The following is a 317-nucleotide window of genomic DNA, read 5'->3' as shown; positions in this document are numbered from 1 at the left end:
AGGGCGGTTGAGCGTGATGCTGAAACGGATCAATGCGTACCGGCGTTCGAGAATGTGGATCGCACCGTTGGTTTCTGGTCGACCTACATTGACCCTGACAGTTCGGTCTACCTGATCGGCGACGTTCGAATCCTCTGCCTGTCCATCTGCCATATCTGCGATGTGGTGATAGTTGATTTCCGGGCGGCGCAGCAGTTCCGCCAGAGACTGGTCACGGGTCATGAGCTGGCGCAGGAAGCTGTTGGCGGTCTCGCCAGCAGCGGTACCCGGATGAATCCGGGTGGTTTCCAGGCGGTTGCGCTCTGCGGCAATGGCTT

1 pseudogene is annotated in these 317 nt (G+C 59.0%); it reads right to left on the bottom strand.

The annotated features are described in order from the left end of the window. A pseudogene (locus tag E5Q11_RS17470) lies at positions 1-317 on the bottom strand (hypothetical protein); the annotation flags it as partial.

Source organism: Marinobacter confluentis (genome assembly GCF_004785685.1).
GTDB classification, from domain to species: domain Bacteria; phylum Pseudomonadota; class Gammaproteobacteria; order Pseudomonadales; family Oleiphilaceae; genus Marinobacter; species Marinobacter confluentis.
Note: the sequence above shows the minus strand (reverse complement) of the source record. Positions and strands in the feature narration are given on the sequence as shown.